This is a genomic window from Algoriphagus boritolerans DSM 17298 = JCM 18970 (genome assembly GCF_900108085.1).
Taxonomy (GTDB): Bacteria; Bacteroidota; Bacteroidia; order Cytophagales; family Cyclobacteriaceae; genus Algoriphagus; species Algoriphagus boritolerans.
On the sequence record NZ_FNVR01000001.1, the window covers coordinates 336739 to 362657 of the forward strand.

At 43.7% G+C, this 25919-nt stretch carries 21 protein-coding genes, 1 tRNA gene and 1 pseudogene; 14 read left to right on the top strand and 9 right to left on the bottom strand.

Annotated elements, in window-relative coordinates; genetic code table 11:
• The first annotated feature begins 18 nt into the window (after positions 1–18).
• The 4 genes from C4S61_RS01475 (at position 19) to C4S61_RS01490 (ending at position 3806) form a co-directional block, all read left to right on the top strand.
• Positions 19–1299 carry a mandelate racemase/muconate lactonizing enzyme family protein gene (locus C4S61_RS01475; RefSeq protein WP_103923009.1) on the top strand — a complete coding sequence of 427 codons (1281 nt, stop codon included), beginning with the start codon at positions 19–21 and terminating at the stop codon, positions 1297–1299.
• Positions 1300–1314: 15 nt separating this feature from the next.
• Complete coding sequence (locus tag C4S61_RS22200; RefSeq protein ID WP_235009722.1) at positions 1315–1977, top strand: enolase C-terminal domain-like protein; 663 nt, start codon at positions 1315–1317, stop codon at positions 1975–1977.
• A 79-nt stretch (positions 1978–2056) separates the two neighbouring features.
• Positions 2057–3133: a bile acid:sodium symporter family protein gene (locus C4S61_RS01485; protein ID WP_103923010.1), complete on the top strand. Its 1077-nt coding sequence runs from the start codon at positions 2057–2059 to the stop codon at positions 3131–3133.
• Positions 3134–3356: 223 nt separating this feature from the next.
• Positions 3357–3806, top strand: coding sequence for a KTSC domain-containing protein (locus tag C4S61_RS01490; protein WP_103923011.1), 450 nt, complete (start codon positions 3357–3359; stop codon positions 3804–3806).
• 97 nt (positions 3807–3903) lie between these two features.
• Here the strand turns inward: C4S61_RS01490 and C4S61_RS01495 are convergent, their stop codons facing one another.
• From C4S61_RS01495 to C4S61_RS01515, 5 genes are all read right to left on the bottom strand, one after another.
• The gene (locus C4S61_RS01495) at positions 3904–4770 is read right to left on the bottom strand and encodes a cation diffusion facilitator family transporter (RefSeq protein WP_103923012.1); all 867 of its coding nucleotides are present in this window, start codon (positions 4768–4770) and stop codon (positions 3904–3906) included.
• A gap of 267 nt (positions 4771–5037) precedes the next feature.
• A complete protein-coding gene (locus tag C4S61_RS01500; RefSeq protein WP_103923013.1) occupies positions 5038–6342 on the bottom strand; it encodes an APC family permease in 1305 nt (434 codons plus the stop codon).
• Positions 6343–6453: 111 nt separating this feature from the next.
• The gene (locus tag C4S61_RS01505; protein WP_103923014.1) at positions 6454–7329 is read right to left on the bottom strand and encodes a hypothetical protein; all 876 of its coding nucleotides are present in this window, start codon (positions 7327–7329) and stop codon (positions 6454–6456) included.
• A gap of 207 nt (positions 7330–7536) precedes the next feature.
• A complete protein-coding gene (locus C4S61_RS01510; RefSeq protein WP_235009723.1) occupies positions 7537–10113 on the bottom strand; it encodes a cation-translocating P-type ATPase in 2577 nt (858 codons plus the stop codon).
• Between the two features lie 66 nt (positions 10114–10179).
• Positions 10180–10722, bottom strand: a complete 543-nt coding sequence (locus C4S61_RS01515; protein WP_103923015.1) for a DUF4924 family protein — start codon at positions 10720–10722, stop codon at positions 10180–10182.
• A 310-nt stretch (positions 10723–11032) separates the two neighbouring features.
• On the opposite strand from C4S61_RS01515, the gene lepA reads away from it, so the two are divergent.
• The 6 genes from lepA to C4S61_RS01545 all read left to right on the top strand — a co-directional run bounded on the left by lepA (position 11033) and on the right by C4S61_RS01545 (position 17943).
• A complete protein-coding gene (lepA, locus tag C4S61_RS01520) occupies positions 11033–12820 on the top strand; it encodes a translation elongation factor 4 (RefSeq protein ID WP_200820523.1) in 1788 nt (595 codons plus the stop codon).
• Between the two features lie 355 nt (positions 12821–13175).
• Positions 13176–13544, top strand: a complete 369-nt coding sequence (locus C4S61_RS01525) for a four helix bundle protein (protein ID WP_103923017.1) — start codon at positions 13176–13178, stop codon at positions 13542–13544.
• 57 nt (positions 13545–13601) lie between these two features.
• Positions 13602–14486 carry a bifunctional methylenetetrahydrofolate dehydrogenase/methenyltetrahydrofolate cyclohydrolase FolD gene (gene folD / locus C4S61_RS01530; RefSeq protein WP_103923018.1) on the top strand — a complete coding sequence of 295 codons (885 nt, stop codon included), beginning with the start codon at positions 13602–13604 and terminating at the stop codon, positions 14484–14486.
• A gap of 78 nt (positions 14487–14564) precedes the next feature.
• A tRNA-Leu gene (locus C4S61_RS01535) sits at positions 14565–14648 on the top strand.
• A gap of 209 nt (positions 14649–14857) precedes the next feature.
• A complete protein-coding gene (locus C4S61_RS01540; RefSeq protein ID WP_103923019.1) occupies positions 14858–15400 on the top strand; it encodes a DsrE family protein in 543 nt (180 codons plus the stop codon).
• 47 nt (positions 15401–15447) lie between these two features.
• Complete coding sequence (locus C4S61_RS01545) at positions 15448–17943, top strand: hybrid sensor histidine kinase/response regulator (protein ID WP_160111190.1); 2496 nt, start codon at positions 15448–15450, stop codon at positions 17941–17943.
• 1 nt (position 17944) lies between these two features.
• Here the strand turns inward: C4S61_RS01545 and C4S61_RS01550 are convergent, their stop codons facing one another.
• Together C4S61_RS01550 and C4S61_RS01555 are read right to left on the bottom strand one after the other, a co-directional pair.
• Positions 17945–19360: a sigma-54-dependent transcriptional regulator gene (locus tag C4S61_RS01550; protein ID WP_103923021.1), complete on the bottom strand. Its 1416-nt coding sequence runs from the start codon at positions 19358–19360 to the stop codon at positions 17945–17947.
• 79 nt (positions 19361–19439) lie between these two features.
• Entirely contained in the window at positions 19440–19757 is a 318-nt protein-coding gene (locus C4S61_RS01555; RefSeq protein WP_146064321.1) for a hypothetical protein, read from the bottom strand.
• Between the two features lie 417 nt (positions 19758–20174).
• On the opposite strand from C4S61_RS01555, the gene C4S61_RS01560 reads away from it, so the two are divergent.
• From C4S61_RS01560 to C4S61_RS01575, 4 genes are all read left to right on the top strand, one after another.
• A complete protein-coding gene (locus tag C4S61_RS01560) occupies positions 20175–22058 on the top strand; it encodes an amidophosphoribosyltransferase (protein ID WP_103923023.1) in 1884 nt (627 codons plus the stop codon).
• 118 nt (positions 22059–22176) lie between these two features.
• On the top strand, positions 22177–23229 hold the full coding sequence (locus C4S61_RS01565) for a M42 family metallopeptidase (RefSeq protein WP_103923024.1): 1053 nt from the start codon (positions 22177–22179) through the stop codon (positions 23227–23229).
• A gap of 164 nt (positions 23230–23393) precedes the next feature.
• On the top strand, positions 23394–24188 hold the full coding sequence (locus C4S61_RS01570) for a 3-keto-disaccharide hydrolase (RefSeq protein WP_103923025.1): 795 nt from the start codon (positions 23394–23396) through the stop codon (positions 24186–24188).
• A 289-nt stretch (positions 24189–24477) separates the two neighbouring features.
• Positions 24478–25008, top strand: coding sequence for a PRC-barrel domain-containing protein (locus tag C4S61_RS01575; RefSeq protein WP_103923026.1), 531 nt, complete (start codon positions 24478–24480; stop codon positions 25006–25008).
• Between the two features lie 132 nt (positions 25009–25140).
• On the opposite strand, the gene C4S61_RS01580 is transcribed toward C4S61_RS01575, so the two are convergent.
• On the bottom strand, positions 25141–25473 hold the full coding sequence (locus C4S61_RS01580; protein WP_103923027.1) for a nucleotidyltransferase domain-containing protein: 333 nt from the start codon (positions 25471–25473) through the stop codon (positions 25141–25143).
• Positions 25463–25879, bottom strand: a pseudogene (locus C4S61_RS01585) (nucleotidyltransferase substrate binding protein). The gene C4S61_RS01580 and the pseudogene C4S61_RS01585 overlap by 11 nt, the downstream one beginning before the upstream one ends.
• Positions 25880–25919: the final 40 nt, after the last annotated feature.

Consider the following 25919-nt stretch of genomic DNA (forward strand, 5'->3'; position numbering starts at 1 on the left):
CTATTTTAGAAACCCAAAATGAATTCAAAAAACAACAGTATCGGTAGAAGATCTTTTTTTTCAAAAAGTGCCGGATTGCTCGGAGCGGGAGTCTTTGGTACGTTTGGTCAGGGTTTGGAAGCAGCGGTGGAACGGACGCCTTCCGCCTCCAACCCCTCAGATCTGAAAATCACAGATCTCAAATGTGGCTACGTCCGCGGAGCCCTTTATGTCAAAATTTACACCAATCAGGAAGTATGGGGTTGTGGAGAAGCGGTAGACGCTATCCAGGGAACCTACTACCTAGTCAAACGAATGGGTGATCAGATCAAAGGTCAAAATCCACTCAACCCGAATCGAATTGCTGAACAGTTGCGAAAAGGGGCTTTTTTCGGTGGAGCGCAAAGCGGCGTATATGTCGCGGTCCTGACAGCAATTGAAACCGCCCTTTGGGATCTGACCGGAAAAGTGTTTGGAATACCTGTTTACCAGCTTTTGGGAGGAAAATTCCGGGACAAAATCCGCGTGTATTGTGATACCGCCCTTTATACTTCGACCAATCCGACGCCCGATGATTATGCCACAGCCGCAAGAGGGGCAGTAGATCGAGGCTACAATGCAGTCAAATTCGATGTAGATGACGGCAGGGATCCAAACAAATACGACCGGTTCAACTGGACAGCAAGTCCCATGGAAATCGACCGGATGTACAATGCCATCGCTGCGGTGAGGCAGGAGGTGGGTCCCAACATCGACATATGCGTCGATATGCACGGGCGATACGATGCGATCACCGGGATCAAAATGGCCAAAATGTACGAGGACCTCAATCTCATGTGGCTGGAAGAGCCCGTACCGGCTGACAATATCGATGTCTATAAAAGAATCACGCAGGAAACTTCCACGCCTATCTGTGCCGGAGAAAATATCTATTTAGCCTATGGCTTTACCCGGCTTCTCTCAGAAAGTGCCATAGATATCATCATGCCTGATGTTCAAAAAGCCGGAGGATTAGGAGAAGCGCAGCGGATTGCCAATCTGGCAAATCTCTACTATGTGCCGTTCTCTCCCCACATGGTTGCTTCATTTCTTGGAGCCATGGCCGCCTGCCATGTCTGTGCTTCTGTGCCTAATTTCCAGATTATGGAATGGCAGATCTACATGGACACCCAGCCGCTCTGGCAAGATATCGTGACTTACGATGGACCAAGAACCGAAAACAGCTTCATCACCCTGTCGGAGAAGCCTGGAATAGGTGTAGAAATCAATGAAGAAGGGATGAAAAAGCATGCCGTACCCGGAGTTCCCTTTTTTGAATAAGCTAAGTCCAACCTAATGACCGCTAGATTTGATACTTATTTCGCAGGAATTTTCATCCTTGCTTTGATCCTAAACTGCACTACGGCTTACTCCCAGCAGGAGGGCATGCCGCCTGATGTGATTCGACAACTTACCTCGGAATGGAAATGTGAACGATTCCCCGATGGAAGACCAAAAGTGTCAGATACCATTTTGGAAAGACTGAAAAACATTTCTATCGAAGAGGCTTGGGGAGTCCTGCAAACCAAAGGATACAAGAACCAATACGAAGGGGACTGGCAGATCATGTGGCCGGATTCTACCATGACTGGGCAGGTGGTGACGGCCCAATTTATGCCACTTCGTCCCGACTTTGATAAGCCCATCAAGGTCATGCATCAGGCAAGAACACTGGTTTCATTTATGGCGAGCGTCCATTGTCCAGCCGCTACACGAAACTTCCTGTCCTTAGAACATCACTCAGTGAATATTCCTTGGTGGGAGTCCATGTTTAATTTGGTGGGTGGGGGCAAAATGATCGATAAAGGCTATGCGCCGGTGCCTCTGACCGCGCCGGGTTTGGGAATAGAAATCAACGAGGAGGTGGTCAAAGAACACCTGCATAAGTCTGATTCTAGCTATTTTGCGCCCACAGATGAATGGAATGAAAAGCGTTCCCATAATCGACTTTATAGCTAAACCCATTTCGATTTCTTCTTGACATGTTTAGGTAGAGATTGCCTTTAAGTTCCATTTTCCACTCACAACTCGTTTTATATTGAAATCCCTCACCAAAGCTTTTCAAATCTTAGCTGTCTTGCTATCCATAGCCTTGATATATTCGATTTCCAGCCAATTACATACCCTGACGGGCGTATTAACTGTTGCTTTCCTTTTACTGCTCAGCCTCTATTTCCAAAAAGTAGAAAGTCTGAAGGGCTACAGTTTTCCGATTGTGATTTTTGGGATGGTGGCCTTGGGAATGTTTTTTCCAAGCTATTTTCAGGAATACGAGGGTTATAAGTTTTCCAATCTGATCACTCCCTTGATCCAGTTGATCATGTTTGGGATGGGGGCGACACTGAGTTTGAAGGATTTTGCAGCAGTGGTTAAAAGCCCAAAATCGGTCGGAATCGGGGTAATCGCTCAGTTTTCCATCATGCCCTTGATCGGATTTGTGTTGGCAAAACTCAGTGGTTTGGAGCCGGAAATTGCCGCTGGGATTATTCTTGTAGGTTGCTCCCCGAGTGGAACTGCATCCAATGTGATGGCATTTTTGGCCAAAGCCAATGTGGCGCTTTCCGTCACCTTGACTTCGATCACCACTTTGCTTGCGCCGCTAATGACCCCGCTTTTGATGAAGTTGTTGGCAGGTCAATTTATTGAGATCGACTTGGTAAAGATGATGTGGGATATTTTCAAAATTATCCTGTTGCCTGTCGGTGCGGGATTGATTGTGCATCGGCTTTTGGGTCAAAACATCAAGTACATCGAGAAATTATTGCCCTTGATTTCCATGCTGGGAATCGCGCTGATCATCTTGGTCATCACCGCTGCGGGGCGTGACAGTTTGCTGGAAATCGGTCCACTGCTGATTCTTCTGGTGATGATTCACAATGTGATGGGTTATGGAGTGGGTTATTGGTTTTCGAGACTTACGGGAATGAATGAGCAGGATTCCCGAACATTGGCCATTGAAGTAGGGATGCAGAATGCAGGCTTGGCCTCAGGACTTGCGAATCTTTTGGGCAAAATCGCCACCGTTGGATTAGCTCCGGCAGTATTTGGTCCAATGCAAAATATTACCGGATCGATCTTGGCGACGGTGTGGAGTAGGAGGGAGCCAAAACAGTAAGTTAGGGCTGCGCTGGTCGATTTATTGAAGGGAGAAATATTTCAATGAAGGTTTGATTTTTAGGCCAAACAATCGATTCATTGGCTTAACTCTTGAATTTTAAAATGATAAAGCTAAAATGATCGAATCCAGCCCATCAATTCACTGCCGTTAATCCTCCATTCAGAATTTCAATCCATCTCCCGATATATTCCTACCTTTGCGAAAATTTTAAAGAGCATCAATGAAGCGGATTAACGAATACAAGAAACTTTTTAACGTTGAAGGTCCGATTGACCTGAAGCAACTGAAAACCACCTACCGAACACTCGTTAAGGAATGGCATCCGGATAAATTCCAAGCAGGCGACGAAAAAGCCAAGGAAGCTGAAGAGAAAAGTACAAAAATCATCGATGGGTACCATTTTTTGGTGAGCATCGCTCCGGAAACTGCTGAAGCCAATCTCGAGGAATATACCAAGACGATCACCCAATCGGGTATCGGAGATTTCCATTATAAAAATCAGGTGCTTGAGATCACCTTTTTGGATGGGAATACCTATGAGTATTTTGGAGTGTCTAAGAATATCTACACCAAGTTTCTTAATGCTGACAATGCCTATCGTTTTGCCAGACGCAATATTCTCAGCGATCACCTGTATCGCAAGTCCAAAAGGACACTGGAGACGGCTTAAGGATTTGGCGAAATGATTACTAAAAAAAGAGCTAAGGGAGATTCCTTTAGCTCTTTTTTGTTTTCTTCCTGTGAGATCTTTCCCAATAAACCGATAATCAACTCGGCTCAATATGGATTAAGACATTGCCCAATTCGGGGATTTCCTTTCGAAGGGTATCCTTCAGTTTATGTGCAATGTCATGACCTTCCGTCACGGTCAAGTCCCCTCTGACATGTGCGTGTAAATCAACGTGATAGGTCATACCGGCTTTTCGGACAAAGCACTTTTCTGTGCCTTCGATTCCCTCGACTTTTTGTGAAATTTCCCGGATCTCTTGTGTGAGTTCGCTGAAGTTGTTTTCATCCATCACCTCGCTCAGTGCAGGTCTGAATATTCCGTAGCAGTTGTAAAGGATAAATCCACAAGCCACCAAGGCAGCATAATCGTCTGCAACTTCAAATCCTTCCCCTCCAAAGATGGCAACGGAAATTCCGATAAATGCGGCGACCGAGGTGATGGCATCTGCCCGGTGATGCCAAGCTTCTGCTTTTAAGGAGGAGCTTTTGAGCTTCTTGCTTCGGCTCATGACGATCTGGTAGGAGATTTCTTTCCATAAAATAATTCCTCCTAAGACATACAAAGTCCAAGATGCAGGTAGTGCATGCGGAGTTTGAATATTTTTGATCGCCTGCCAAGCGATAGTAAAGGCCGAAATAATCAGAAAAACGACCACGACAAAAGTGATTAAAGGTTCGGCCTTGCCATGTCCGTAGGGGTGATTTTCGTCTGCTGGGCGCTCTGCATATTTCAAACCTAGGAGTACTAAAAATGAAGCGAAAATATCCACTGTTGACTCAATCCCATCAGCAATCAGTGCATAGGAATTACCAAAAATCCCTGCCAGAAACTTGCTCGCCGCCAAAACAGCATTGGTAATGATGCTGAAAATGACGGTGCGTATGGCAAGATTGGAGAAGGACATCTGGTAAAAGTAAGGATTTTGAAAGTTAGGTTTTACGAATGACGAGTTAGGAGATTAGTTAGAACGACAAATGCTTGTTCTGAATAGGCCAGAATTCATAATTCAGCGTTCTTTATTCGTTTTTTGATATTTTTTCATAGTTGAAGGGGTTATTGAATTTTGGAAATTTTGAACTCCGAGTATCGAATACTGTATTTCGAAGTGTCCTTTGACCTAAATCTCAAATCCGAACTACACCATCCGACATCTGGAATCCCAAATCCGCAATCAACCGCTCCCTTTTTTCCCCAGCCAATACAATCCCGAACCCAGCGCGATAAACAAAGCGGTCATCCAGATTGAGCGCTCACTGACTTGCAACATCAGCCAAATACAAGCCAAAATCCCTAAAATTGGGACTGTGTAACCTCCTTTAAGAATAAATCGGCCCTCTCCAATAAACTGGGAGCGGAGCCTCGGAATCGCTGCACAGCTCATGATGTAGAGAAATAGTCTGGATAAAACAGTCATCGCTGCCAATACGGTGAATGATCCAAATGCGGATAGCAAAAAAGCCGAAACTCCAAAGAAAATCACCGAATTAGCAGGTGTGAGGAACTTGGGATGAACTTCACCAAACCACTTTGGAAGGGATTTTTCCAAGGAAAGCGCGTAGGTCAAACGGGTAGATGAAAACATCGATCCCAGCAAATTCGCAATCACCGAGGCCGCCACACCGATCATCAGGATCACAGCTCCCGCATTTCCAAAAAGTGATGCAGAAGCATCCAAAAGGGGTGTTTTGGAATCCGCTAAATTGGGCACAGCAGCCTGAGTCACCAATTGAATCAGCATATAAAGTACCGCCACTACCGCAAGACCCAGGAGCAAGCCCAAAGGCATATCCCGCTCGGGACGTTTGGCTTCACCTGCAGGAACTACAGCCCCTTCGAAGCCTACAAATGCATAAATCAATAACAAAGCCGCACTTCCCAAATCTGAAAAAGGTGGAATGGAAGAGTCAAAACTCGGAATTACCTCTGCTCCTAACAGGATAAATCCACCCAGAGGAAGCAAAATCAAAACTGTAAACTTGATAAGGGTAAACACAGTCATCGAGCGGATCGATTCTACAGATCCCAACACATTGATCAGGCTCAAAAGCAAGCAAGTCAAAGCAATGGATAGCAACCTTCCGGCAGATTCACCGGCTACGGGCAGGAAATAGGCAATGCTATCGGTGAGTAAAACCGTATTGGCGGAAAAGGAAATCAAGCGTGCCAGGTAATACAACCACCCCCCCTGAAAGCCGATAAAAGACCCAAATGCCAGCGTTCCATATCTCACGGGGCCGCCAGTTCCCCGGAAATAACTTCCCAGCTCAGCAAAACATAAAATCACAGGCAGAATCAGCAACGCACAAAATACATAAATCAGAATACTGTATTCTCCTGCCAATGCAGCCGCCCCGCTTGGAAGTCCGAAAATCCCGGCTCCGATCAGTCCGTTGACCACCAGCATCCAGATCCCCCAAAGGCCTAGTTTACGGGGTAATTTTTCCTGGATGTTTTCTGATTCGGAACTGAGCTTCATGAATTCGTTTTTCAAAAATTCAGATGGATTGAATCGGAAAAATAGAAAAATTAAGATAAGGTCAACTAGTTATTATGACGAGAAGCAGGACTATTTCGTCAAGAGGAAAATTCATTCTGTAGTGGAGACAGTCTTTAGCTCTTTGGAAGATTCCGTTTTCGTCAGCAAGTAATTATAAATGTATGTGACTAGCAATACCATCAAGCCTGCGATGACGGCCAAGAGTACATTGTAATAGGCAGGTGCAGATAAAGTCAGACGCAGGAAAATTGTAGCCAATGCAAAGGAGGAATAACGAAAAAGGTTAAAATATTTGGTGGTGTAACGCAGGGAATACAGCAAAATGAATACATCTGTGAAAATCAAGAGGTTGTAAAAAAGCTTGACACTGGAGTTGAAGGTTTGGCTTTCATAGGCCATAAACAGGTCGTAAAGACCAATAACCACGAAGAAAAACACCAGGTAAATGGATAGGAGTTTCTTGATTTTGATGAAGCCTGATTGCTCTTCATAGTTTCGGGTGATCCGAAAATGCCGTTGAGCCCTGTAAAAAAGGCCTGTGATCAGGAATACTAAAATTGCCCCAAAGGCATCTGATATGATGGGAATCATTTCAACCAGAAAATCCTTGTTCCATTCCAGATCATCTAAATAATGTCCAAACTCCTTGAATGCATCCCTAAGTAAAATCAGTGAAATAATTTCAAACTGTTTACCCACCGAGTCTGCTACGGAATTCGGAAAGAGAAAAATCAAACTCATCGCCTCAAAAATCAACAAGACGTTAAAAGCCAATTCGATAGAAAAGAATATATTGATTTGCATACCCGATGGCAACAGATCGAAATGAGAGAGGAGAGCGACCAATAGTCCGATCAAAAACGTAATGACAACAATATTGCTGATCAGTTTACTGGCTTTTGGACTTTCCCAAAGCAGGTGAAACTTGTCGTATGAATTGATTTGATACTGAAAAATTCTCCTCATTTGGGTAACGCAAAGTTTGAGTTCTAATAAAATTTTTAACTAAGCGTTCAAAGGGATTGTTAACTTCGAGATAAGATTTACGAATTACGAGGTCTGTGAAAGTATGAATGTCCTTGGAAATGGATGCATTCAACTTTTTCAAGCATTCATTTCTTCGAAATATTGGACTTTAAATGAGAAATCCTGAATGATAAAGAAGTTTTGATGCTAGTTGATAAACCTGATTCTTACCCACTTTTCCAACTCCACAGCATGGAAAACGATCAAGCCCATTCCCCCACAAAAGAGTAATTCTTTCAGATTCAGTGGTTCGGTATGGAAGATTTCATTCATAAATGGAAGGTAAATCACCCCCAGTTGCAGGACAAGAGTTCCGCCGACGGCAAGCAAAAGTGGATAATTACTCAAAAGTCCCTGCCGGAAAAGAAACGTTCGGTCACTTCTCACGGCCATCACATGTCCAAGTTGGGAAAAGGCCAACACCGAAAACACCAAGGTCTGCCAATGCCATCCATTTTGCGTTGCCCAATACTGAGTGAATAGTGTGACTGCGGCCATCAGGATACCTACCCAAATGATATGGTAACCGACACCCTCTGCAAAAAGACTTTGTTTTGGAGGTCTTGGAGGTCGTTTCATTAGGTCAAGTTCGGGTTTTTCTCCTGCCAAGGCCAAGGCAGGAATTCCATCGGTGACCAAATTGATCCAGAGAATATGAATGGGTAAAAGTGGGTTTGCAAATCCTAAAAACGGAGCAATTCCGACGACCCAAATTTCTGCGGTATTGCAGGTCAGGATGTACTTGATGAATTTTCGAATATTATCATAGATCCTCCGACCCTCTTTTACTGCTTTGACGATCGTGGAGAAGTTATCATCCAGCAAAATCATGTGTGAGGCTTCCTTGCTGACATCAGTCCCGGTAATTCCCATCGCTATGCCGATATTCGCTGCTTTTAACGAAGGCGCATCATTCACTCCATCTCCGGTCATGGCAGCATAGTGCCCTTTTTGCTGCAAAGCCTGCACAATCCGGAGTTTTTGTTCGGGGGCCACCCGGGCATAAACACTCACTTTTTCCACTTGATTTGCAAAAGCTTCATCACTGAGGTTGGCCAGTTCTGCTCCTGTCAGGACAAGGTCATCAGCCTTCCAAATACCGACTTCAGCGGCAATAGCCCTGGCCGTGGCAGGGTGGTCTCCGGTGATCATCACAGGTTTGATCCCGGCAGTTTTACATTCTTTGATTGAAACTTTCACTTCTTCCCGTGGAGGATCGATCATGCCGACTTTGCCGAAATACTCCAAGTCCATTTCCAAATTGTTCAAGTCCGTTTCCATTGGAAGATTTGGGATCAGTTTTCCTGCGAAAGCGAGGACTCGTTCTCCTTTTTTTGCCCACGCTTCGGAAGAGAGGATAAGTTGTTTGGCGGTTTCTTCATTCTGAAGAATGCTCGAAATGGATTCAGAGGCACCTTTGCATAGGACCAAAACCTGGTCTCCCAATTGGTGTAAGGTACTCATTCGCTTTCGGGTTGAGTCGAACGGAATTTCTCCAATTCTTGGAAATTCCTGAGTCATTTCCTTGAATTGGTCCAGGGAAATTTCCTTCAGCAGACGCTCTACCAATGCCAATTCGGTAGCTTCCCCTTTGGGCTGTCCTTTTTTGTCCAAATGCACATCGTGGCTTAAGCCCATCGCGAGCTGAAGGTTGGAAAATCTGGGAGAAATATTAAGGTGATGGTCTGATTCAAGATTGACCACAGACATTTTATTTTGAGTCAGGGTCCCGGTCTTATCCGTGCAGATGTAGGAGACCGAACCCAGGCTTTCCACTGCCGGCAACTTGCGGATCAAGGCTTTCTTTTTGGCCAATCTTCCTGCGCCAAGGGAAAGGGCAATGGTGATCAAAGCAGGTAATGCCTCTGGAATCGCAGCTACAGCCAGAGTGACAGAAAGCAACAAAACCTGAAATATATTTTCCCCTCGGGCAATTCCTCCGAGAAACAACAGGCCGCAGATGACCAGAATGATATAGGAAATGATTTTCCCAAACTGCTTCATCCGCTGCTGCAGGGGGGTTACTGGGGAGTCCTCTTGCAGCAAGTCCGCAATCTTTCCGATCTCAGTATTCATGCCTGTGCCAACTACCAATCCAAGCGCTCTGCCATTGGTGATGAGGGTACCTTTGAAAGCCATGTTGAGCTGATCACCGGGAGAAAGATCAGCTTTGGAGATGGGATCTGAGACTTTGTCGATGGGGACGGATTCTCCCGTGAGCGAGGATTCGTCTACTTTCAGCGAGAAAGTCTCGAAAAGACGGATATCCGCAGGTATCATATTTCCGGCTTCCAGCAAGACCACATCTCCCGGCACGAGTTCATGGGAGGGGATCGGGACGGGTTCCCCTTTCCGAATCACAGTAGTTTGAGTTTCGGTCAGTTTTTTCAGGGATTCCATCGCCTTTTCAGCACGATACTCTTGGACAAATCCCAAAATCGCATTGAGGACAATAATGACCAGGATAATGAGAGTATCCGTCAGGTCTCCTACAATTCCCGAAATCACTGCGGCAGCAGCAAGTATCAAAATCATAAAGTCTTTGAACTGACCTAGAAAAAGAAGCCAAACCGGCTTTTTCTTCTTTTCCTGGAGGGCGTTAGGACCATATTTCTGTAGTCTTTTTTGAGCCTCTGAAGGGGATATTCCCTCTTTTTGGGAATTAAATTCTGAAAAAAGCTTGGAAATTTCTTCTTGATAAAATGCCATGGCAGAGAACTTCATTTCCCCCCAATTTACACAAGAATTAGGCGATAAATCTCCAAATTTTTCAACCTTTCAATTTTTCAATCACTTAGTTGGCGACATAAAAATCCGCTGTTGGTAATTGAAATTCAACAGACTCAATACGGCCCCAAATGCTTCCGCTGCAGTGAGTTGCTGCTTGTCTACCTTTTTGCCCAGCAAGCGGCAAAGGAGTAATCCGTACACGCCATTCAAACAGATTTGGATTTCATTTCCTGGATTTTCCCCATCTGCAGCCAGGATTGCGTATAGGATAAAAGGTTTGGCTTTATTGTAAGTTTCGAAGTGGTTTTTGTCCGTCTTCAGGAGCTCATAGTGAAGATGAAGTAGATTTTCTACGATTCTGTTCAATTCGCCGAGATGTCCTTTTTCGAGAATTCCCTCGGTTTTCATTTGTTCTAAAAGACCTTCAAACCATCGTGTGATCTCTTGTTTTTCTGCCTCCGAAACCGGATAATGTGAGATCACGTAATGCTTGATTTCATCCATGTTGCCCTGATAGGATCGGATCAAATCCTCCATTTGATACATGTAGATCAGGTATTCGGCAATATTTTGGGACTTTTTCTTTTCGGCGATGGATTGCATGGAATTGGTTTTTTTGCGAAGCAAAGGTAGAAAACATTGGAAATAGGGTTTATCTATGACTAAGTATTTCACTGAAACCGTATTTCATTTTGCGAAGCAAAATTTATTTCCATTGTATTTCCTTAGATTTATTTCCCCTCTAGCCTATTTTTTTTTCACAGTAAAAAGTATTTCGATGCTATTTCGCTTTAAGCTTTATTTTGGTTCACCTTTTTTCAACAAATCATTCTCACAACGTGTATTTGCTGTAAACCCTCTCTTTAATGACTAATCATCCTTCTTTTTTCCTACTTTTGCGGCAAGAATAGCTATGAAAAACATCAGGAATTTCTGTATCATCGCCCATATCGATCATGGGAAGAGTACATTGGCGGATAGGTTATTGCAAGCAACCGACACGGTTGCCGACCGGGATATGCAAGAACAGTTACTGGATAATATGGATTTGGAGCGCGAGCGGGGCATCACGATCAAGTCTCATGCGATCCAGATGAACTATACCCATGAAGGCGAAGAATACATCCTCAATCTGATTGACACGCCGGGTCACGTCGATTTTTCCTATGAAGTCTCCCGATCGATTGCAGCCTGCGAAGGCGCACTACTGATCGTAGATGCCTCACAGGGCGTGGAGGCTCAGACGATTTCCAATCTTTACTTGGCACTGAACCATGACTTGGAGATTATTCCTGTTTTAAACAAAATCGATCTTCCAGGCGCAGATCCCGAGGTGGTAGCTGATGAGGTAATTGACTTGCTGGGTTGCAAGCGTGAAGAAATAATTTTAGCATCTGGCAAGACGGGATTGGGCATAGAAGACATTCTCAAAGCTGTGGTAACCCGAATTCCCGCTCCAAAAGGAGATCCCGAAGCACCGCTTCAGGCGATGATCTTCGACTCGGTTTATAATTCGTTTCGTGGCGTGGAAGTCATTTTCCGAATTTTCAACGGAACTATAAATAAAGGCGATAAGATCAAATTTGTAAATACAGGGCGAGAATACGAAGCTGACGAAATCGGGATTTTGGGTCTCAACCAGATTCCTCAACAAACCATGTCAGCCGGAAATGTAGGCTACCTGATTTCCGGTGTCAAAGTCGCCAAAGAAATCAAAGTTGGGGATACAATCACGCATGTGAAGCGCCCTTGCGATGCTGCAATTCATGGGTTTGAAAACGTAAAGCCCATGGTTTTTGCCGGAATTTATCCTGTAGAAACCACTGATTATGAAGAGCTTCGCTACTCGATGGAGAAACTCCAGCTGAACGATGCATCGCTGGTCTGGGAGCCTGAGACTTCCATGGCTTTGGGCTTTGGATTCCGATGCGGATTCTTGGGAATGCTGCACATGGAGATCATTCAGGAGCGATTGGAGCGGGAGTTTGACATGACGGTCATTACCACAGTACCTTCGGTGCAGTTCAAGGCCCTGATGACCGATGATACCATTAAATTGATCAACGCACCCTCGGACATGCCCGAACCAACCCGGATGAAGCATATCGAGGAGCCTTATGTAAAAGCTTCCATCATTACGGCGGTGGAATACGTCGGCGCGGTCATCACCCTCTGCATGGATAAGCGTGGTCAGATCAAAAATCAGGTTTACCTCACTGCTGAGCGGGTTGAGTTGACGTTTGATATGCCTTTGGCCGAAATCGTATTTGACTTTTTTGACAAACTGAAGACCATCTCCAGAGGCTATGCGTCTTTGGATTACGAACTGATCGGCTATCAGGTGTCACAAATGGTTCGATTGGATGTGATGCTAAACGGTGAGCCAGTCGATGCGCTGTCTGCGATCGTTCACCGGGACAAGGCCTACGATTGGGGCAAGCGTCTCTGCGAAAAGTTGAAGGAGCTTGTGCCTCGCCAAATGTTCGAAATCGCCATTCAGGCTGCTATTGGACAAAAGATCATAGCCAGAGAAACGGTAAAAGCTTTGCGTAAAAATGTCTTGGCCAAGTGTTACGGTGGGGATATTTCGCGAAAGCGAAAACTCCTCGAAAAGCAGAAAAAGGGCAAAAAGCGAATGAGACAAGTCGGCAACGTCGAGATCCCTCAGGAGGCGTTTATGGCAGTGCTGAAGTTGGATTAGAAGTTAGATGGTCGACTATTCATCTTCATTATTCGGTATTCATCATTCGATGTTCGAGATTAAATAATTCACGAAATACGATTTTGAAGTTAGGGTAGTATTCCTTCAATATTCGATATTCATCATTCGATGTTCGATATTAATTTGATTGAAGTTCATTATCTTATCATTCTGTACTACCTGAAATTTTGATTTACGATACAGCTACTTCATCTTTCGTTATTCAATATTCGATGTTTTAGATTAAATAATTCACGAATTACGATTTTGAACTTAGGGTTGTATTCCTTCATTATTCGTTGTTCGATATTAATTTGATTTCGAAATTAGAATTTATCATTTCTAAGATCATTTTATGATGGATCGAAAATATGACCTTGAAGAAAGATTAATTGATTTCGCTTCAGAAATTATAATTTTCACCGATACAATGGTGAATTCCAAAGCAGGAAATCATATGGCTGGTCAGCTTTTGCGCAGCGGAACTAGTCCTGCCTTAAATTATGGCGAAGCTCAGTCTGGTGAGTCAAGAAGAGACTTTATTCATAAATTAAAAGTGATTTTGAAAGAGCTAAGGGAAAGTAGAGTTACCTTGAGGATAATTCAAAAAGCTAAACTTCATCCTGATTTAGCATTTCTAGAAAGACTTAAAAATGAAAGCAATCAGCTTATTTCGATCTTCGTTAAAAGCGTTGGGACAGCTGAGAAAAACAATAATATTTAAAATATTGAACATCGAATTCTGAATGTTGAATGCCGAAGTTTATAAATACAGTAGATCATGCCTATAATCATAGACGGAAAAAAAACCTCCTCCGAAATCAAATCTGAAATCGCAGTCCGCGTAGCAGAAATCAAAGCCGAAGGTGGAAAAACGCCTCACTTGGCTGCGGTCCTGGTAGGAAATGACGGGGCAAGTCAAACCTACGTGGGAGCAAAAGTAAAAGCCTGTGAAGAAGTGGGGTTTAAATCCACACTTGTCCGTCTGGAAGCTGATGTAACTGAGGAGGAGCTACTCAAAGTGGTGGAGAATATCAACACTAATCCTGACATTGACGGATTGATTGTACAGCTTCCCTTGCCTAAACATATTTCAGTAGACAAGGTCACAAGCAAAATTAAACCGGAAAAAGACGTGGATGGTTTCACCCCAGCCAACGTCGGTCGAATGACCTTGAACTGGCCGGCATATGTAGCTGCCACGCCTTATGGAATTGTGGAATTGCTGAAGCGATATCAGATCGAGACCGCAGGAAAGCATTGTGTGGTGATCGGCCGAAGCCATATCGTAGGCAGTCCGATGAGTATCCTGATGGCCAGAAACGGCTATCCCGGAAATGCAACCGTGACTTTAACACACAGCAAAACTCAGAATCTTCCTGAAATCTGCCGATCTGCCGATATTTTGATTGTGGCTATAGGAAAGCCAGAGTTTGTGACAGCAGACATGGTAAAGCCGGGTGCAGTCGTCATCGACGTGGGAATTCACCGAATCGAGGATGCAAGCAAAAAGTCTGGATTCCGTTTGATTGGCGATGTGAAATTTGATGAGGTAGCCGAAAAGGCGGCTGCTATCACCCCGGTCCCCGGGGGTGTCGGCCCAATGACCATTGCTGCCTTGCTTTACAATACACTTCAATCAGCCGAAAAAAAGGTTTTTGGATAAAACTCAAAAAAAGTAAAGAAAACCCCAAAACTCGTTTGTTTCAATTGGGATGGATTTCTACTTTTGCAAACCCTAACCGCGCACGTGGTGAAACTGGTAGACACGCCACTTTGAGGGGGTGGTGCCCTTACGGGTGTGGAAGTTCGAATCTTCTCGTGCGCACAGAGCCTGACCAGATTGGTCGGGCTTTTTTTTTCGGAAAGTCATGAAAAAAAATATCCTTATTGGATTAGACCTGTCAGGTTTTCAAAACCTGACAGGTGTTTTTACACTTTCATGGCTGTGGATGAATTTCCCTCATTCATATAAGTTTTATTAATGGGCCTTTTGAAATTTTAATTTTCCTTACTTTTCCTTCAAATTCCCCAGTTATGAAAAATCTCTTTACTTCGCTTGTCTTTGTTTTTCTTTTAGTAAGCTTGTCCTATACCTACGCACAGACACCGCAGTTTCCGATTGTGAAAGGTTTTGGTGGGATTTATGAAATACCAGAGGCTACCGAGCGTCCGGATCCAAGCTTAGAATATAAGGTAATAGTGGATCTGGCATCAGGTGCGGAAGACAACAAACAAATCTCCCGATGGGTGGACAACGTGGCCAGAATGATGAATCTTCATGGTCTGGCGGGAGTTCCAAAAGAAAAGATCAAGGTCAAAGTCATCATTCATGGAGGTGCCATTTTTACACTTCTCACAGATGAGAATTACCAGGGTCGATTTGAAGTGTCGAATCCAAATCTTCAGGTCTTTGAAGCATTGAAAGAAGCTGGAGCGGACATTTATGTCTGCGGTCAGTCTCTGATCGCAAGAAATCTAAAAGCTTCGGACCTTTGGCCGGGGGTCACGATCGCACACTCAGCCCTGACCACAATCACTACCTATGTGCCGCAAGGCTATGTTTTATTAAAGTTCTGACCAGCTTGGAATAATTGTTGAACAGTGAAGGTTTGATAATGAAAAGAATGAAGCCCTTCAATTCAATTAGTTCGACAGGGAAAAAAGTAGCCGCCGGATTTTTTTTGGCGACTTTTATTCTGGTAAGTGTAGCTGGGCTGACCTATTATACCCTCAATCAATTAGAAGATTCGGTCAGACAATTGGCCCAGCCGAATCAGAAATTAGAACTGCTGAACGACCTTCAATCAGAGATTTTTCGAATTACCCGTATCGGGGGAAACAATTTTAGTGTAGATGGACGAGTCAATGATTCGACCATTTCCCAGCTTCAGGCAAAACTCGATCAATTGGACACCTTAGCTGTAGATTCTTTGGAAATCCAAAGTGTGCAGACAATCAGAGATAATCTTGCGGTGCTGATCACTGGTTTTGTGGATTTGTATGAAGTCAAGAAGAATCTCGCAACCCGAAATTTTTCCCAGGAAGCGCTCAATCGAGTGGAGGTGGGGATTCGTCGGCGGGCTCAAAACCTGGAATACAGACCCCTCCGAGAGCTCAATCCCAAGAACTTCATCTATAACGAACTCCGACAGGAAGCCAACAGCAGGCAGGAACAAAGCAGTGGACTTGTGACCAGGGATGAAGATCAACTCATCAACTATCTAAAGCGGCTTAGAGATGAAAATACCGGACAGACCAAGTCCGCCCAACCGCAAAATCTGGATAGTGTACTCTACTCCCTAAGGGGAGTAATCAATCAAATTTATAAGGAAGAAAGCTTTCAGCGCCAAAGATTAGCCACATTGGAAGCTTCTCTTTCTCAAAAACAAAACGAGATCGGAAATACAATCCAATCTTTGATCGGTGACTTGCAATCCAAAGCCATCCTCGAATCCAATGCGCAAAGTCAACAAGCCTCAGGTCTTGTTTTTGATGTTTCTTACTTCCTGCTGATTGTTGTTGTCATTGCCGTAGTGGGTACAGGCTTTTTGGTTTATTCGATCCTCAAGGAAATCAGTCTCAATAAATCCTATCAGGAAGATCTGGAATCTTCTCGTAGAAAATCCGTTCAATTGGCAAAATCCAAGCAGGAGTTTCTGGCCAATATGAGTCATGAGATCCGTAACCCGCTCCACGTCATTCAGGGATACAGGGCTATTTTAGAGAAATCCAGTTTGGAATCCAATCAGTTGACTCATCTCAAAATGATTGGATTTGCCTCCGATACCTTGATGGAAATTGTCAATGATATCCTTGATTTTTCAAAGTTGGAGGCGGGTAAACTCAATTTGGAAAAAGAGCCGTTTGATCCCATTAGGTTATTTGGAGCGATTCAAAGTTTTTTTGAATTAACAGCCAAAGAGAAGAAGCTTGATTTTATATGGCATTTGGATTTGCCAGATGACCAATGGCTGGTGGGGGATGAACTTCGGATCAAACAAGTGATGAACAACCTGTTAGGCAATGCTTTCAAATTTACCCAGGAAGGAAAAGTAGAGGTAAAAGTGAAATGGGACCGTGGCAATCTGGAGATTGCGATCAGTGATTCCGGAATCGGGATGAATCAGGAGGAACTGAAGAAAGTCTTCCAGGAATTTGATCAGGCGGACACCTCCATTTCAAGGAAATTTGGAGGAACCGGTTTGGGCTTGGCCATTGTACAGCGCCTCGTAAGCCTCATGCAGGGAGAACTTTTGCCGGAAAGTTCTCCGGGAGAGGGGACGACTATGCGGGTTGTGATCCCGATGGAATTGACTGCGGCACTGGAGGAAATTGAAGTTTCGGACACAGAGAATTCGATCGATTTGAGTGGATTGAAAATTTTGCTCGTAGATGATGATCGGGCAGGATTGAAATACCTGGAAACTGTCCTGGCTTATTTTGGAGCGGAGGTCACTTCGTTTCCCGGAGGCAAGTTTTTTAGGGATGACTTTTATTCCATGCCGCTGGATCTGGCGATGATCGATATTCAGATGCCTGAATTTTCAGGATTTGACGTGGCCAAATCCATTCATAACTTTCAGGAATACAATAAATTACCCTTGGTGGCAATGACTGCGAATGTATTTGTGGAAGAAAAGGAGAGATTGTTTAAAGAAGGGTTTGATGAATTGATTCTTAAACCCTTTCAGGAAGAGAAACTTATTGCTGTTTTGGGAAAATTCTTTCCCGAACGCATAAAAGCTAAAATTCAACAATCCGTTCAAGAACCGCATTCAATTGGACTTTTTAGCCTGACCGATCTGAATAAGTTTTGCATGGGCGACCAGGATTTACTTGCTGAAATTGTGCGAGACCTGATACGGGAGACCGAATCGGACTTACAGGCAATAACCCGGGCAAGGCTTAACAATCGTTGGGCTGAGATTCTCGAGATCTGCCATCAACTCGGAAGCAGACTTGGACAAATCAACAGTCAAGCCGGACCAATTGCCCGGAAAATCGAGAATAGCCTGAAGTTGAACAATCAGCAAGGAATTCAGGAACTGCTCAATCAACTGGATTCAGAGACCAAGAAAACTTTGAGCGGATTGAAGGAAAAAGTGGCTGAGATCGTCTGATTTATTCCAGCCCGTATTTTTCGATTTTGCTGTAGAGCGTTTTTCGGTCCATGTTTAAAATTCGCGCAGTCTTCGACTTGTTAAATCGCGTATCCAGGAGAACTTTTTGGATCAACTCCTTCTCTTGCTCTTTCCACTGGCTTTTATAATCTGTCCCGGCAGAAGGATTCACGAGTGGCGGAACTGTGGTGGCTGGAGAGGTTGAAATCGCCTGACTAGGAGACGCTGTTAGATAGGAATTGTCGTATAATTCCAGGGGCAGGGCATCTTTTTCAATTCGATCTTCTGATGAAAGCAAAACGGCCCGCTTTACGATATTTCGGAGTTCCCGCAAATTTCCCGGCCAGTCATAGCCGTAAAAAATATCCCAGACTTCGGGACTCAGGCTTTTGATTGATTTATTCAGTCGCTCATTGCTTTCCTGAATAAATTCTCCCACAAAATACTCCAGATCAGCTTTTCGCTGCCGAAGAGGAATGGCCTGAAGCGTAAATTCATTTAATCGATGATACAAATCTTCCCTAAATCCTCCTTCGCTGGAGTGTGAGGTAAGCATTTCATTGGTGGCAGCGATGATTCTTACGTTGACTTCAATTTCTTTATTCCCGCCGATTTTTCGGATTTTCCGCTCCTGAATCGCCCGAAGCAATTGGATCTGGACCTCATAGCTGAGGTTCCCGACTTCATCCAAAAAGATGGTACCGCCATTTGCGGATTCAAAGTGACCGGTTTTGTTGTCCAAGGCACCTGTAAAGGCACCTTTCACATGGCCAAAAAGTTCACTTCCAGCGAGTTCTTTTGGCAATGCACCACAGTCAATAGCTACAAATGGGCCGTCTTTTCGCTTGGAGAACTCATGAATGCGTTTGGAAATCAATTCTTTTCCCGTCCCGGTTTCTCCTAGAACCAAAACACTCAAATCCGTAGGAGCTACAAGCTGAATATGTTTTTCAAGTTTCTGGGCCTCCTGCGATTCGCCTATTACATAGGGAGTTTCAGACTTTCTTGATTCGGTTTTGGTAGGCTCTTTTGGAGAAATACCAGACTTAAGTTCTATTTTTTGTGCCAGGGATTCTTTGACTGTAGCGAGCAATTCGTCGGGATTGATAGGCTTGGTGATGTATTCAAAAGCCCCCAGTTTCATCGCTTTGATTGCTATCCGGATGTCGGAATAATGCGTGATGAGTATCACCTGAAGATGAGGGAAGTTTGATTTTGCCCATTGAAGCAGTTCCATCCCGGTACCATCAGGAAGTCGGAAGTCTGCTATAATCAGTTCAAATTTGCCGGTACTCAGAATGGTTTGAGCCTCCTTCACTTTGGTCGTGGTGGTCACTTCGAAAGAGTTCTTTTCCAAAAAGGTCTTTACTATTCTGGAGTAGGTCAAGTCGTCTTCAACTAAAAGGATATGTGCCATCAATTTTGTTTTTTTATGATATAAACAAAAAAAGCACCAGACTAGAGTCCAGCGCTTTTAAAAATAGGGAATAAGCAACTTACTCTTTTATTTCGTTGCCTTCGGCATCGTAAGTTTTCCAGAGTTTTTCTTCAGTTCCATTATCAAAGGCTACTTTGTAATGCACTGCACCGTCTACTTTTTTTACCTCCCATGCTTCAGTCAAGGTAAGCGCTTGCAGCGATACATCTCCTGCGATGGTTTGCTTGACAGGTGTTGGAAGTTCGTCAGGCTTTATTTGTACTTTTTCTTCCTGCAAATTAATTTCCAACGAATTTGAGATTCCAGAGGCGATGGTTGGGGTGGCGAAAGCTGCACCGGCCACCATCATGGCAGACATCAAAATGATCTTTTTCATGGTGTTAAAATTGGTTTTAAGGGTACCATGGAATTTCGCGTTGATGTAAACCATCCGTCTGCTAGACAAATGTGTTAGGCTCGATTTCATGGTGTTGTTTAAATTGGTTTAGTTGATTTTCAGAATCCGGATTCTGATTTCGGAAACGTATTTTCCAAAGTTGATAAGTTTAATGCGAACCCTGTGCCATACCTGTTTTTAGCTTTATTTGGGGGTTTTCATTAAAAACGGAACAGGATTTTTGAGTAAAAATTCCGCTAGCTGTGGAGATTGACTCCCACTGGAAGATGCTGAAGTCCACTAATGCCGAATTGGATGTCACCCATAGAATATTCTTCGAAGCCGAACTTTTAATCAGGAATAATTCTTTTGAAAACACTTACCTTTGAATCACCAAAAGAACATTCGCCTTTCTCCATGAGTGACGCAATCAAACACGAGTGCGGTATAGCCATGATTCGGCTCCGTAAGCATCCTCAATATTATATTGACAAATACGGAACCAATGCTTTTGCCGCCAAACGCATGTATGTGCTGATGCAAAAGCAAATCAACCGGGGACAAGATGGTGCGGGAGTCGCCAACGTGAAAATAGACACCAAACCAGGCACCCGATACATCAGCAGGTATCGATCTATTGAATCAGCCGCGGTCAATTTTATTTTCGACAAAATCAATGCGAAATATAAAAAGGCCAAAAAGATCGGAGGCAAAAAAGTCCTCCAAGATGCAGAGTGGCTCAAAAAGAATATCTCATTCACCGGTGAAGTTTGGTTGGGTCACCTTCGCTACGGAACGCACGGAGAGAATAGCATCGAGACCTGCCACCCATTTTTAAAGCAAAACAACTGGAGAAGCCGAAACCTGGTTATGGCCGGCAACTTCAACATGACCAACAATGAGGAACTTTTTGGCAAACTCGTCCAACTCGGTCAGCACCCTAAAGAAAAAACCGATACTGTCACCGTGATGGAAAAGGTCGGGCACTTTTTGGACGAGGAAAATCAGCGAATCTTCGAGAAATACAAACATCAATACAGTAACGAGCAAATTACCCAACTCATCGAGGAAGAATTGGATGTGATTCGGATCCTGAAAAGATCCTGTCGCGATTTTGATGGCGGATATGCTATGGCTGGAATAATCGGAAACGGTTCCTCTTTTGTCGTCAGAGATCCATCGGGAATCCGACCGGCCTTTTACTATGCAGATGATGAAATTGTGGTGGTAGCTTCAGAGAAGCCTGCAATCAAATCGGCATTCAATATTGATTTTAAAGAAATAAAGGAAATAAAACCCGGTCACGCGATAGTAATCAACAAAGACGGGTCCTTTACCGAATCGGAAATTTTGCCTGCACGGGAGAAAAAATCCTGTTCCTTTGAGCGGATCTATTTCTCGCGTGGTACTGATCCGGATATCTATCAGGAGCGGAAAAATCTGGGCAAAGCATTGATTCCCCAGATTCTCAAGGCGATCGATTTCGATCTGAAAAACACCGTGTTCTCTTATATCCCGAATACTGCTGAAACTGCATTTCTGGGAATGATCGAGGGATTGGAAGACTACCTGAGTGCAAAACGAAGAGAGGTATTCTTGGAAGGAAAGCCTCACGTGGGTGATTTGGATGATTTGCTCAACTTCCGACCGCGTGTCGAAAAGTTGGTCAGTAAGGATGTCAAACTGCGGACTTTCATTACCAATGATACCGACCGGGATGCCATAGTGGCAAATGTTTATGACACCACTTATGAGGTGATCAAGTCTGGCATTGACACCTTGGTGGTGATCGATGACAGCATTGTACGTGGAACTACCTTGGAAAAAAGCATCCTGACCACACTCGATCAACTGAATCCAAAGCGAATTATCATCGTGTCTTCTGCTCCACAAATCCGCTTCCCGGATTGCTATGGTATAGACATGTCACGCATGAGAGAATTTATCGCGTTCCGGGCAGCAATCGAACTATTGAGAGACCGAAAAACCGAGAATGTATTGGATCGGATTTATGATTCTTGCATTGAAGACCCTGTTTCCACAGAGAATTTTGTGAAAGAGGTCTACAGTTCGTTTTCTGACGATGAAATCTCTGATAAAATAGCCGAAATCGTAACCACCCCCGAGATCAAAGCTGAGGTCAAGATCATTTTTCAAACGGTAGAGAACCTACACAAGTGCATTCCAAAACACCTTGGTGACTGGTATTTCACAGGGGATTACCCCACTACAGGCGGGACTAGAGTTGTTAACAGAGCCTTTGTCAATTATATGGAAGGTAAGTCTGTGAGGGCGTATTAAGTTTGAAGGAATCCATTGAAAAACAGGCGCAAGGAATAATCTTTGCGCCTTTTTACATTATTGGAAGAAAGGATTGCGAACAAAAGGTTTATTTTGAACCAAAATTGATCTTATTAAAATGGAAATAAACGTCCCCCTTCTTAAACAAATCTGTGAAATCGCCGGAGCGCCCGGTTTTGAAAAAAGAGTGAGAGATCTGGTCATCGAACTCGTCGCACCACTGGTCGATGAAGTGAATACCGACAATCTTGGAAGTGTAATTGCCATAAAAAAAGGCAAACGAAATCCAGATGGAAAACGAGTGATGGTAGCAGCCCACTTGGATGAAATCGGTTTTATAGTAACTCATATTGATGAGCAGGGATTTTTGAGGTTTCATACTCTTGGTGGTTTTGATCCGAAAACATTGACAGCCCAACGGGTGATAGTGCATGGAAAGAAAGACATGGTAGGGGTGATGGGCAGCAAACCCATCCACGTGATGTCAGTTGAGGAACGAGCTAAACTTCCAAAAACCACCGACTTTTTTATTGATCTGGGAATGTCCAAGGAAGAGGTCGAAAAGTATATCTCGATCGGTGATCCGGTGACCCGGGATCGGGAACTGATCGAAATGGGCGATTGCGTCAATTGCAAATCCATCGACAATCGAGTAGCTGTATTTATCCTGATCGAGACGCTGAAGCAACTTGAAAATCCTGCCTACGATGTCTATGCGACATTTACAGTGCAGGAAGAGGTTGGAACCAGAGGTGCCAATGTAGCCGCTCATAGTATCAATCCGGATTTTGGAATTGCCTTGGATACGACCATTGCATTCGATGTACCCGGAGCTGCTGCGCATGAGAAAATCACTGAGCTAGGGAAGGGGACCGCAATCAAAATTATGGATTCGATGACGATCTGTGACTACCGCATGGTGGAATTTATGAAGCAAACGGCCGAAAAAGAAGCGATCTCCTGGCAACCTGAAATTCTTACTGCAGGAGGAACTGACACCGCCGGAGTGCAGCGAATGGGTAAGCAGGGCGCCATTGCCGGTGCGATTTCCATTCCTACCCGACATTTGCATCAGGTGATCGAGATGGCGCATAAGAAAGATATTGCCCATTCCATTGCATTGCTCAAGGCTTGTCTGGAGCAACTGGATGGCTATGATTGGAAGCATTGAGTAACCCAAACTTCGATATTCCCCATTCCGCGTTCGGTTTTCGATATTTTAAGTTTTTGAATATCGAATACCTAATAAAGAAAATCGAATAATGAAGGTAAAAGAACTAAGCCGTGAGCTAAACCCGCTAGACAAATAACTCCCAAAACCAACCCCTAAACACTATGAAACCTATTCTTTTTCTTTTTTCCATCTTCCTTTTCTTCTCTTGTCAAAAAGCCGAAAACGAAGAAGTCAGCGTACAATCGACGGAGTCTGAGTGGCAGGTTCTTTTCAACGGAAAGGATCTCAGCGGTTGGATCCCCAAAATTCATCACCACGAAGTAGGTGAAAACTATGCCAATACTTTTAAGGTAAAAGATGGCGCAATTGAAGTCAATTACGATGATTACGGGGCCTTTGAGGATCGGTATGGACACCTGTTTTATGAGAAATCTTTTTCTTCCTTTCATCTAAAATGGGATTATCGATTCACCGACCAGTGGCTGAAGGATGCGGCAAGTTATACCTATCGAAATTCCGGAATCATGTTTCATTCGCAAGCACCTGAGACGATTTTGAAAGAGCAGGATTGGCCGATATCAGTGGAATATCAGATGCTGGCAGAGGAAAAGGAAGGCGTCGCACGACCTACCGGCAATATGTGCAGTCCGGGTACGGATGTAGTGTATGAAGGAAAAATCGACGAGCGTCATTGCATCAATTCCATCTCGCCGACATTCAAATGGGACGAATGGGTAAAAGCTGAACTGATCGTGTATGGAGACTCTATTGTGCATCATCTGGTCAATGGAGACACCGTTTTGACTTATAGTTTTCCTCAGATCGGTGGAGGAGTAGCCAATCGATTTGATCCTGCGATCAAGGTCGATGGTACGCCGCTCAAATCAGGCTATATAGGACTTCAAAGTGAGGGGCAAGGGGTGATTTTCAAGGATATTAAGATCCGGGTATTGTAAGAAAATTTAAAAAGCCGGTAAGGTTTTGATAAACTGCAATGGTTTTGGCGGCCTATTGATAGCGGTAGATTCTCGGGATTTCCCCCCCTCCCTTTTTTGGCTGGCGAATTTCTGATCCCAAGAATACTTTTTCCTTCCAAAAGGGTATTTCATACCTCGAAGTGTGTAGCAATTACACTATACTGAAAAGCGGAAAGGACATTGATTTGATCTAGTTGGCCATTTCTCCATTGGCACGTTTCTGGGACAAGATGAATCAAATCAATTATTCATTTAACCCACATCCAAAATGACTATTCCAAATCATTCCCAAATTAGTTTCGGTACTGCAACTTCTTGTAAAGTAAAAACCTCCCGTGATGAATCAGTCGGTTCCATCAAGGAATTCATGATCAATGTACAATCTGGTAAAGTAGATTATGTTGTCTTGAAGGTTGATGAAGGGTTCCTGAATCTGGGGTCAAAACTTCTGGCTTTGCCTTTCGAAGCTTTCGAGTTTAACACAGCGCAGAAAGACATCGTCATTGTCAAAGAGTCAAAAGAAACATTGGAAAATGCACCTGGATTCGATAATGACAACTGGCCAAGCGGTCCGCAGTCGGACTTCCTTCATACCATGCGTACCTATTACAGCCAGGAGTCTCGCAGTTTGCATGGACGATATGATCATGAGAATGAGTCCTTTTTTGCCCAAAATGATCGATTTGACATGGAATCAAAAAGTATCAAGAACCGTGAATTCGGCGATGGATTCCTGGAAACAGATCATCGCGGTGATAGACAATCAGATCTACGTAGAGGGGGTCAACCGCTGTTGTAGAATTATCAAAAATTAGATTTAAAAGAAGGCTAATTCAGTTCGAATTAGTCTTTTTTTATTTTTTCGCAATTTGACTAGAATCGAGTTAACCTTTTAAAAAAAATGCGGTCATAAGGGACTTTTCTGCGATTATCAGCGGGATAAAACAGGAGTTTTTTCGTAAAGTGTTTTTCCATGTTTCTGAATAGGATTGACCAAATCTGGATTATCAATTTGATGAAAAATTGAAAGGTCAATTTGATAGGGTAGAAGCAAATCATCCAGCTCGTTTTCAATCCTGAAAAGCTCGGTCAAACTTAAGTTTTTCCCAATCAAAGTTAAGTCGATATTGGAGTTATGTTGATAATTACCCATAGCTCTTGAACCGTAAACCACACACTTTTCCACTTCCGGGAAATTCATAAATACACGTTGGATTTTCTCTAATGATTCCACTTTTAATCCAAAATTAAGATCAGCTTTCATCTTTTAGTTGTTTCATTTTTTCTTCCAATTCTTTGAACAAAATGAAGTAAGTGTCCGAGATTTTTCTTGCAATTCCTTCAGCAACTTCTTGATTGTACGTGTGCGAGGATTGATTTCGGCTTTTGATCATTTCCATCCAGCCATCTCCGTCATGAATTAGTCCTTTTCAAAATGCTTCTCGGGAAGCATCCCGTGAACCCGTAATATCCGGATTTCCCTGAAACGCAAAGAAGTCCTTTAGGACATTCCAGGCTAATTCATGGGTGAATTCAAATGCTTGAATTAATCCTTGCTCTTCCAAATCAGAAAGCTCTCGTTCCCTTGAAAGTGCCACTGCACGCTCCAATTGTCGAAGTGCTTTCGAGTAGTTTGTTAGTCGTTGTTGCCAGCGGATTTTGGTGTTCATTGCCTTAAGTTAAATTTTTAAATCATTACCTCTAAATCTT